We start from the raw sequence: 8,885 nt of genomic DNA, 5'->3' as shown, positions 1-8,885 counted from the left end.
CTAAAAACGGTTTTCATGATTGGTATAAAATTTATTTTTTTATACCTAAAAGCAGTTACTTCAAAGATAAACCTCAAAACTTAATTTTCCAAAATCAGGCTATCAATTAAATAACGAAATCGATACCAAAATTTATATTTCAGAGGGCATTATATTATCTCTTTAAAAGAGGGTAAACAAAAAAATAGTTGATTTATTTAGTTTAGTGCCTTGTTACGTTACTTTCTACCAAACATAAGAAAGCAGTAATCCAATCAAAAGGACTACTGCTTAATAAAAATATAATATATAGATTTAGAGATTTTTTTTACTTGGTATATTTCCCCACAATTTTTCTGATAGAGGAGGATTTAATCATACTCATTTTTCTTCTGGAAATAGGCGCATACAAATTGTTGTCCATGATGATGGTATTATCTTTACTAATATATTTCACAACGTATTTAGGATTAATGATATATGACTTGTGTACTCTTAGAAATCCCTGAGCATTCAATTCATCTTCAAAGGCATTAATACACTTTGCAAACAAGGAATTTGTTCCATCTTTCAAGTGTATTAGGGTATAATTCCCGCTGGCTTCCAACATAATTATCCTATCTATTCCTATGAATATCTTTCTTTTTAAATCAACGGTTAGTTGTATTTTTGGGCGAGGTATTAAAAGTGACATACGCTATCTATAGTTGGTGGTTAGAAAAACTATTCAAGTTCCTGTCAGTTTAGTCGTAGAAAGGCGTTATGATGGTAACAAAATCTTTTATTTTTTTATTTATGAATACCGTTTTGTTTCAACCTTCGTTTTAAATGAATTAATAAAAGATTAATACTAATTTTGTAGGCTTGTATAAAACATCAATACATTTCAGTCTCTGTTATATCAAAAACAGTGAGAAGAAAATTTTCTAAAAATTAAATGAAAAATAAAAGCATTCAATTTATAATCATTTTTATAGCAGTAATTGGCGTTAATTTATTGGCAAGCCATTTCTTTTTTCGGTTAGATTTAACCCAAGAAAAACGGTATACGATTGCTGATGCTACCAAGAATTTATTACAAAACCTTGATGATGAAGTATATATAAAAGTATATTTAACAGGAAAAGGTATTCCTGCTGGTTTTAAGCGCTTAGAAAATGCTGTTAAAGAGACGCTGGATGAATTTAGGATTTATGGTGGTTCAAACGTGAAATACACCTTTGTTGATTTGAATGCTGAATATAGAGACGAGAAAACAAGAAATGAGAGAATAGCGGCTATCGCTAAAAAGGGAATTACGCCTACTAATGTTTACAATAATGAAGATGGGAAAAAAACGCAAAGTTTGATTCTACCCGGTGCAATTATCACTTATAAAGGCAAGGAAATTGCTACTTTATTATTAAAAGGGAATAAATTATCCTCTCCACAAGAAATTTTGAACCAGTCTTACGAAGGTGTTGAGTATCAGTTAGCTTCTGCCATCAAAAGAGTAACAGCTACTCAAAAAAAGAAAATTGGCTTTTTTATTAATTATACATCGCTTCCTGCGGTTAATCAGCTAGACTTAATTGGTGCTTTAAAGCCCAACTATGAATTATATCCTGTTGATTTAAGAAATTCCCCTACGTTGGATGGCTTAGATGCTATTTTTGTGTTAAAGCCCGACCAGCTTTTCAACGATGATGATAAATACAAAATTGACCAATTTATTATAAACGGAGGCAAGGCGATTTTCTTTGTTGATGCAGTAAAGGTGGATTCTGTCGCTCGCGAAGGGAATATGGCTCAAATTCAAAATGTTGGATTAGAAGATTTATTGTTTAAATATGGTGTCCGTTTAAATCCTAATTTAATTAAGGATGCCCAAATGAGTGCGGCTATTCCTTTGGACATTGGAAATTTTGGCGACCGTTCTAATATTCAGCTTGTTCAATGGCAATATTATCCTTTAATCAACACTTTTGGGAAGTCGCCAATTGTTAGAAATCTGGATGCTATTTATACTAAATATGTAGGTTCATTAGATACTGTTCGTGCCGATGGCATTACTAAAGTACCATTGTTAATGACATCTCAATATACGCAGTTATTGCACGCTCCAGCGATTATGAGCTATAATTTCGCTAGTAAAGATTTGAATGCGAATCAATACAAAGGGGGTGTTCAAACAGTGGGTATATTGCTTGAAGGTAAATTCGAGTCTTTATTCAAAAATAGAATTTTGCCTAGCGATTCTCGTTTTGCTACCTTTAAAGCAGAGGGTAAGGATTCTAAAATAATCGTTTGTTCAGATGGAGACATTCCTGTGAATGATTTTGATCAAAAACACAATGCTCCCCTACCCCTTGGTTTTGATAAATACTCTGGCAATACATTTGCCAACAAAGATTTTGTATTAAATGCTATTGATTATTTATTGGATGATAATGGCGTAATAGTAGCCCGAAACAAAGAAATTAAACTAAGACCTTTAGACAAAGCGGCCTTGCAAGATGAAAGAACCTACTGGCAATCAATCAATTTAATTGTTCCCGTAATCATTTTAGTGGTTCTTGGGCTTGCCAGAAACTTTTGGAGACAAAGAAAATATACACGATAATATATTTTTAACTGCAAAAAAAATCTTTCTTCTTAGCGAATTTTGGTGAAAAATAATTAAAAGTCGGGGCTTATTCGTAGTTTTGTTGTAATTTTTAAAAATAAAGTACTCAATATCAAAACCCGATGCGTTTTGATAATGTAATAGTCATTCTCAACTAAAAATATTCCTCAAGATAATGAAATTCGTCGTATCCTCATCAGTTTTATTGAAACAACTATCGACAGTTAATGGCGTTATTGCTAATAATCCGATTGTACCTATTTTGGAAAACTTCTTATTCCAAATTGATCAAACTCAACTGACAGTGACTGCTTCTGATTTACAGACGGTAATGATTACGACGCTAGCAATTGAATCTTCAGACAACGGAGCAATCGCTATTCCTGCTCGTTTATTGTTGGATACTCTCAGAGGGTTACCAGATCAGCCAATTACGTTTAAAGTTGATAAAGACACTTTTGGTACTGAAATCATCACCGAAAATGGTCGTTATAAGCTATCAGGCGAGAATCCAATCGATTTCCCTAAAGTGCCACAAGTGACAAAGAGTTTGTCAGTACAAATATCTGCTGAAGTACTAAGCGCAGCCATTTCAAATACTATTTTTGCTGTTTCAAACGATGACTTACGTCCAGCAATGACAGGCGTTTATGTACAACTGTCACCTGAATATACCAATTTTGTAGCAACAGACGGTCACCGTTTGATTCGCTATAAAAGAAGCGATGTAAAGTCTGAGTATGATTCTACGATGATTATTCCTCGTAAAGCATTGAATCTATTGAAATCATCATTGCCTTCTGACGATACTACCGTTACTTCAGATTTTAGTACATCTAATGCTTTCTTCAGCTTCAATAATGTGAGAATGATTTGTCGTTTAATCGACGAGCGTTTCCCTGATTATGAAAATGCTATTCCTAAAAACAATCCAAATGTTTTGACAATCAACCGTTCAGAGTTTTTAGGTTCTTTGAAACGTATTTCTATCTATTCAAACAAAACAACTCATCAAATTCGTTTAAAACTATCAAACAACGATTTAGTGATTTCGGCTGAGGATTTGGATTATTCTAACGAAGCTAATGAAAGATTAATGTGTGATTATGAAGGAGATGAAATGGAAATTGGCTTTAATGCTAAATTCATGATTGAAATGTTGGGCAACCTTACTTCAAACATGATTTCGCTAGAAATGTCTCAGCCAAACCGTGCTGGTTTGATTATTCCTGCTGACAAAAAAGCTGACGAAGATATTTTAATGTTAGTAATGCCAGTTATGCTTAATACTTATGCATAATTAAAAATATAATCGAAAAAAGGCGTGAGAGTTTTATTCTTACGCCTTTTTAGTTTTAAAATGTTAATGATTGTTAATGACAAACTTTGTTATTCAATTAACAGTTAAAGAATTATTCATCAGCTAAACTATTATAACCAATTTAAACGTTTTGTATCAAACTTAATCAATCTTAATAAAATGTTAAAAACTAGAATTTTATCTGCTTTATTAATCCTTTTTGCCATCGGTGTAAATGCTAAACCAACTCTTTCAAAAGACCCAGTTGCTGCTACAGGCATTCAATTTTTCAAAGGTACTTTTAAACAAGCTTTAGCAAAGGCCAAAAAAGAAAACAAAATGATTATGATGGATTGCTACACTACTTGGTGTGGACCATGCAAAATCTTGAAAAATCAAGTATTTACTGATAAAGCTTTGGGAGATTACATGAACCAAAAATATATTTGTGTAGCCATGGATTATGAGAATGGCGAAGGCCCAGCAGTTGCTCAAAAATATCCAGTAGATGCATACCCATCAATTTATTTTATTGATAGCAACGGTAAGCCTAAAACGATTATGGTAGGTGTTCCTAACCCTATTCCGAATGCTGCCAATGTAATTTTAGCACAAGCGAAAAAATTTGTAAAGTAATATTTTTGAGAAAATAAAAAAGCCGTGATTTTGTCTCAAACAAAGTCACGGCTTTTTTATTAGTAACTGAAGTGCTTATAAAATCTATTGCGCTATTTTGATGAATCGGTGGATAGCATAAATTTTACTTAACAACTTCCTGTTTTGTCCTCATCTTAATGTTTAATACTTCTACCAACAATGAGAATGCAATAGCAAAGTATAAATATCCTTTTGGTACCTCACCTACCTCTGAGCCAAAGAAAGAAACGTTAGCATCATGGGCAGCCTGAGCAACTAACATAAAGCCAATCATAATCAAAAATGCCATACCTAACATTTGAATAGAAGGGTGACGGTTTACAAAATCACCAACTGGCCCAGAAAAGCCCATCATAATAGCAATAGACAGTACTACTGAAATAATCATAATTGGTAAATTATGTGTTAAACCAATCGCAGTAAGGATAGAGTCTATCGAGAATACAATGTTAATCAATGCGATTTGAAGCACTACAGCCGTCAATTTATCCGCTGCTGAACCTTTAGGTACTTTTACATCATGCTCCTCTCCTACCTCAAGTTTCTCATGAATCTCTGAAGTAGCTTTAAATAGTAAAAACAATCCTCCGACAAATAAGATTAAGCTCTGTCCAGAAATCCCAGCATTAAACCAACCTAAATTGATGAAAGTAAAAGGTTCTTGTAATGAAATAATGAATGAAATACCAAACAATAAGGTAATTCTAAAAAGCATTGCTAATAATAAACCTATATTTCTAGCTTTTGCTTGGTCTTTCTTCGCTAATTTATTGGCTGCAATTGAAATAAAAATGATGTTATCTATTCCAAGAACGATTTCTAAAAAAGTAAGTGTAAGTAAACTTATAATACCCCCTGCTGTAAATAATTCTGACATTTTAGTTTTGGTTTAAATAATTTGATTACACAAATTTATTCAGTTTAGCCAATAAACAAAACCTCTATTGTTATGAAAGGTTAAAAATCACTACAGTTTATCCCAAAAATGGCATGAACGTTTTGATGAGTTCTTCTTTTTTAAAGCCTCATCTAGCCTTACTTTACAAAGGTCGCATGCTGATTATAAAAGAATAAAAAAATATGCAAATTTTCTTATAATTTAACTTATTGATAATAAAACACTTATCATTTTTTACAAAAAAGTATTGATTTTTTTCTTCGTTGAGATTTGCACAGTAAGGAAATAAAGCGTAATTTTGCACCACCTTAAAAGAAAGGGATTTGGTTTCATAGCTCAGCTGGTTCAGAGCACCTGCCTTACAAGCAGGGGGTCCTAGGTTCGAATCCTAGTGGGACCACCATCAAACAAGTCAAGCCTTAACATTTTGAAATGTTAAGGCTTTTTTATTGGCTTCATATTGATATCAAACAAAAAGGGTTAAAAAGATAAATCTTCTTAACCCTTTTTGTTTGATAAAGCTCAAAGCTAATTACTCAAAGCTGACAGCTATTTACGCATCATATTTGCCATGTTAGGCATTTTCATTTTGCCATCTTGCACATTGTTCATCATTCTCATCATTTTACGCATTCCGTCAAACTGTTTGATTAAATTATTAATCTCAGTGACAGACGTTCCTGAACCAGTTGCAATACGCTTCTTACGAGACATATCTAAAATTTCAGGCTTCTGGCGTTCCTTCGGCGTCATTGACTGAATAATAGCTTCGATAGATTTAAACGCATCGTCTGGAATATCTACATCTTTCACAGCTTGCGACATTCCCGGAACCATACCCATCAAGTCTTTGAGGTTACCCATTTTCTTGATTTGCTGTAACTGCGAATAGAAATCTTCAAAACTAAATTGGTTCTGACGGATTTTCTTGTTGATACGTTCTGATTCTTCTTCATCAAAAGCATTTTGTGCTCTTTCAACCAAAGAAAGTACGTCACCCATTCCTAAAATACGGCTCGCCATACGATCAGGATAGAATTGATCAAGGGCATCCATTTTCTCGCCTGTAGAAATAAACTTAATTGGTTTATCTACAATATGACGAATAGAAAGCGCCGCACCACCACGGGCATCACCATCTAATTTAGTCAATACAACCCCATCAAAATTCAGGCGTTCGTTGAATGTTTTAGCAGTGTTTACAGCATCTTGCCCCGTCATCGAATCCACTACAAAAAGGATTTCTGAAGGTTTGATAGCATCTTTAACTGCTGCAATTTCATTCATCATTGCCTCATCTACCGCCAAACGACCAGCAGTATCGACAATGATTACTCTTTTACCCATTTTTCGTCCATAAGAAATGGCATTTTGGGCAATCTCAACAGCGTTTTTATTCTCAGGTTCAGCATATACATCTACGCCTACTTGTTCCCCTAATACTTTCAATTGGTCGATAGCCGCAGGACGATAAATATCACAAGCAACTAACAACACATTTCTACCACTCTTTTTAAGGTATTGTGCTAATTTACCTGAGAAAGTAGTCTTTCCAGAACCTTGTAAACCTGCAATTAAAATAACGGCTGGGTCTGGTTTTAAATTAATAGCCTGTACCGACGAACCCATCAATTTAACGAGCTCTTCATGCACAATTTTCACCAACATTTGTCCAGGGTCAACGGCAATAAGGATTTTTTGTCCCATTGCTTCTTCCTTGATACGGTCAGTGATTTCTTTAGCTACTTTATAGTTAACGTCGGCATCCATCAAAGCCTTGCGGATTTCCTTGACAGTACTTGCTACATTGACATCCGTGATACGTCCCTTACCTTTCAGGGTACGCATTGCGGTGGTTATTTTACTGCTTAAATTCTCAAACATTTTTATCTATTGCTTCTAATTTTTCTTGTATGATTTTGCTCAAAATTATTTTTTACAAAGTTTAGTCATTATTGACACTCCTAGACTTTTTTCAGAACGATTTGTATTTTTCATCATCAAAACTAATCCAACATCTAAAGATGTTTTTATCTCAGATTTATTTTTGTGACAAGTCATTTCTATACAATTTTGAGTTAGAATACAAAGGTACAAAATTCTTAATAAAACAGTAGAGAATGATTTATGTATGTTGTATGTGAATCAAGGCTTTCAAAAATCAAATCTAAATAGTTTTAAAATAATTTCATCTACGCAAATACCTTGCGTATTAGCTATTCAACTTTGTATCGTTAAAAAACTTGTCATTGCTTCAAGTAGATTCTCATTAAGGGTTTCTAATTTATGATAAATCAAGTATTGACATTATCAATTCAATAAAATTGTTTATTTTACTCAGCCAAGTACTAGACCCATTAAAACAACTATTTATTTCTGGAAAGTAATAAATAGTTTATCGCAAATGAACATACTATTTAAAACTATAGTAGGTAGCCAAGCCTATGGCACCAATACAGTAAATTCAGATATTGATTATAAAGGCGTATATGCCCAATCGACCAAAGAACTGATTGGGTTTAACTATCTTGAACAAATTGATGTAAATAAAGATGAATGTTATTATGAAGTTAGGCGATATTTACAATTACTTCAATCTGCCAACCCAACAATGTTGGAGTTGTTGTTTATGCCCAAAGATTGTATCATTGAAAAACATTCTGCTTTCGATTTAATCATTCGTGAAAGAGATAAATTCCTGACAAAAAAATGTTTACATTCTTTTGGAGGCTATGCTATTGCACAAATAAAAAAAGCTAGAGGCTTACAAAAAAAGATGAATTGGGAACATGATAAAGTAAAGAGAAAGTCTCCTTACGATTTTTGTTATGTGTACGAAAACGGTAAAACTATTTCATTATTAACGTACTTAGGTATTAATCAACTTCTTGAAAACCAGTGTGGATTAGTTGCTTTAAACCATTTTAAAGATTGTTTTTCTTTGTATTATGATGCTCAGAATACTTTAGGATATCATGGCATTGTAACTGAAAAAGGAAATGCATTAAAATTATCTTCTATTCCACAAGGAGAACAACCAGTGACTATTTTATATTATAATCAGGAAGGATATTCAGCTCATTGCCGCGAATACAACCAGTATAATGAATGGCTGACCAATAGAAATACCCAAAGATATGTTGATATAAACAATCATGGGCAACAAATAGATGGTAAAAACCTCTTGCATTGCCGAAGATTATTAGATATTGCCCGTGAAATTGCGACAGAAGGAACAATTAATGTTCGACGGCCAAATGCTAAAGAACTGTTAAAAATAAGGCATGGAGAAATTAATTTGAATGCTTTTATAGAAAATACAGAGTATGACATTCAACAGTTATACCAACTTTATGATATATCTACGTTACCAGATGATGTAGAAATGCCTTTTGTCAATTCGCTATTACTAGCAGTAAGAGAGGCAGTAAATTTATAGTGATTTT

The 8,885-nt window shown here is 33.2% G+C and carries 7 protein-coding genes and 1 tRNA gene; 5 read left to right on the top strand and 3 right to left on the bottom strand.

Translation table 11 applies throughout. From position 1 onward, the window contains the following. Positions 1-307 precede the first annotated feature (307 nt). A complete protein-coding gene (locus AC07XN_RS04515; RefSeq protein ID WP_309912044.1) occupies positions 308-673 on the bottom strand; it encodes a LytR/AlgR family response regulator transcription factor in 366 nt (121 codons plus the stop codon). A gap of 243 nt (positions 674-916) precedes the next feature. Between AC07XN_RS04515 and gldG the strand changes: the two genes are divergently transcribed. The 3 genes from gldG (at position 917) to AC07XN_RS04500 (ending at position 4,520) form a co-directional block, all read left to right on the top strand. Further along, positions 917-2,581 carry a gliding motility-associated ABC transporter substrate-binding protein GldG gene (gene gldG, locus AC07XN_RS04510; RefSeq protein WP_494742176.1) on the top strand — a complete coding sequence of 555 codons (1,665 nt, stop codon included), beginning with the start codon at positions 917-919 and terminating at the stop codon, positions 2,579-2,581. A gap of 178 nt (positions 2,582-2,759) precedes the next feature. Continuing rightward, complete coding sequence (gene dnaN / locus AC07XN_RS04505) at positions 2,760-3,884, top strand: DNA polymerase III subunit beta (RefSeq protein ID WP_309912046.1); 1,125 nt, start codon at positions 2,760-2,762, stop codon at positions 3,882-3,884. Positions 3,885-4,064: 180 nt separating this feature from the next. Next, positions 4,065-4,520, top strand: coding sequence for a thioredoxin family protein (locus AC07XN_RS04500; RefSeq protein ID WP_309912047.1), 456 nt, complete (start codon positions 4,065-4,067; stop codon positions 4,518-4,520). A 124-nt stretch (positions 4,521-4,644) separates the two neighbouring features. Here the strand turns inward: AC07XN_RS04500 and AC07XN_RS04495 are convergent, their stop codons facing one another. Further along, positions 4,645-5,418, bottom strand: a complete 774-nt coding sequence (locus AC07XN_RS04495; RefSeq protein ID WP_494742175.1) for a TerC family protein — start codon at positions 5,416-5,418, stop codon at positions 4,645-4,647. A 346-nt stretch (positions 5,419-5,764) separates the two neighbouring features. Between AC07XN_RS04495 and AC07XN_RS04490 the strand changes: the two genes are divergently transcribed. Then, a tRNA-Val gene (locus AC07XN_RS04490) sits at positions 5,765-5,842 on the top strand. A gap of 146 nt (positions 5,843-5,988) precedes the next feature. On the opposite strand, the gene ffh is transcribed toward AC07XN_RS04490, so the two are convergent. Beyond that, positions 5,989-7,323, bottom strand: a complete 1,335-nt coding sequence (ffh, locus tag AC07XN_RS04485; RefSeq protein ID WP_309912049.1) for a signal recognition particle protein — start codon at positions 7,321-7,323, stop codon at positions 5,989-5,991. 439 nt (positions 7,324-7,762) lie between these two features. Here ffh and AC07XN_RS04480 point away from each other — a divergent pair, with 439 nt between their 5' ends. Then, positions 7,763-8,878: a DNA polymerase beta superfamily protein gene (locus AC07XN_RS04480; RefSeq protein WP_494742177.1), complete on the top strand. Its 1,116-nt coding sequence runs from the start codon at positions 7,763-7,765 to the stop codon at positions 8,876-8,878. Positions 8,879-8,885: the final 7 nt, after the last annotated feature.

The organism is Arcicella sp. GW458-12-2-14-TSB2 (genome assembly GCF_059423785.1).
Note: the sequence above shows the minus strand (reverse complement) of the source record. Positions and strands in the feature narration are given on the sequence as shown.